The following is a 1,615-nucleotide window of genomic DNA, read 5'->3' as shown; positions in this document are numbered from 1 at the left end:
CCCGAGGAGATACCAACACCTCCCGCCGTTCCGGAACCCACGCCCGAACCGCAGCCGCAAGAAGTCCCTGCTCCGGCGCCGGCCGAGCCGGAGATCATCCCGTCGCGGCCGGAAAAGCAGCCGGAGCCGGCCCCGGTCGAAGTGCCGACGCCTGTCGAGGTCCCAGCCGAAACACCAGCCCCGATCGAGGTGCCGACACCGGCGCCGTCCCCTCTTCAGCCGTCTTCAGAGGTCAGCGCAGCCCCTCATCCGCCTGCCGGCACCTTCTCCCCGTATAGAGACGGGGAGAAGGGGGCTAGCGGTGAAGCTGCGCCTCCTCTTGCAAACATCGAAGACGAAGCCTCAACGCTGACGCCTCCCTCTCCCCGTCCTTCACGGGGAGAGGGTAGGGGTGAGGGGCAGCACGAACTTGCGAAAGATTCGGCGCCACCCGTGGAAGCCATGCCGGCTGCTCTCGTGGCCGAAGCGCCCGCCGCCGAAATCGCACCTCTCATTCGCCAGCCGGCCCCGGTCGAATCGCAGCCGGTCATTGCGGAAATCGCGCCCGAGCCGCAGCCTCTTCCACAACCCGCGCCGGAGCCGAAAGCCGCCCCCGGCAAGGTGACCGTCACCAAGAAGGTCGAGCAGAAAGCCGAGCCGCAGAAGGCGCCCGAACCGGCACCGAGGCGCTCCTGGTTCCAGCGCATGAAGGACGGGCTTGCCCGCTCCTCCAAGGAGCTCACCGGCAACATTGCCGGCGTCTTCACCAAGCGCAAGCTGGATGAGGAGACGCTGCAGGATCTGGAGGATGTGCTGATCCGCGCCGATCTCGGCATGGAAACGGCCTTGCGCGTTACCGACGCGCTGGCCGCCAGCCGCTACGGCAAGGACGTCTCCGACACCGAGGTCCGCGCCATCATGGCGGCCGAGGTGGAAAAAGTGCTGACCCATGTCGCCATGCCGCTGGAGCTCGATCTCTCGCACAAGCCGCATGTCATCCTGGTGGTCGGCGTCAACGGCACCGGCAAGACCACCACGATCGGTAAGCTCGCCGCCAAGCTCACCGATGGCGGCCTGTCGGTGATGCTCGCCGCCGGCGACACCTTCCGCGCCGCTGCGATCGAGCAGCTGAAGATCTGGGGCGAGCGGACGAAATCGCCGGTCATCGCCTCCAAGATCGGCGCCGATGCCGCAGGGCTCGCCTATGACGCCTTCGAGAAGGCCAGGGAAGCCGGTTCCGACGTGCTGATCATCGACACCGCCGGCCGCCTGCAGAACAAGACCGAACTGATGGCCGAGCTCGAAAAGATCGTTCGCGTGCTGGGCAAACTCGATCCGGAAGCACCGCACACCGTGCTGCAGACGGTCGACGCCACCACCGGCCAGAACGCGCTCAACCAGGTCGAGATCTTCCGCAATATCGCCGGCGTCAACGGCCTGGTGATGACCAAGCTGGACGGCACGGCACGCGGCGGTATTCTGGTGGCGATCGCGGCAAAACACAAATTGCCGGTTTATTTCATCGGCGTCGGCGAACAGGTCGACGACCTCGAACCGTTCTCAGCAAGCGAATTCGCCAGGGCGATCGCTGGAGTAGCCTAACAAGCATGTCCCAAAAAGGTGCAGACTTTTTGGA

The 1,615-nt window shown here is 65.4% G+C and carries 1 protein-coding gene; it reads left to right on the top strand.

Going from position 1 to position 1,615, the window contains the following annotated elements; translation table 11 throughout:
• Window positions 1–93: 93 nt before the first annotated feature.
• On the top strand, window positions 94–1,581 hold the full coding sequence (gene ftsY / locus EN906_RS38620; protein WP_164750960.1) for a signal recognition particle-docking protein FtsY: 1,488 nt from the start codon (window positions 94–96) through the stop codon (window positions 1,579–1,581).
• The last annotated feature ends 34 nt before the right edge of the window (window positions 1,582–1,615 follow it).

The organism is Mesorhizobium sp. M7A.F.Ca.CA.004.06.1.1, assembly GCF_003999135.1.
Taxonomy (GTDB): domain Bacteria; phylum Pseudomonadota; class Alphaproteobacteria; order Rhizobiales; family Rhizobiaceae; genus Mesorhizobium.
This window is presented reverse-complemented; position numbering and strand designations above follow the sequence as displayed.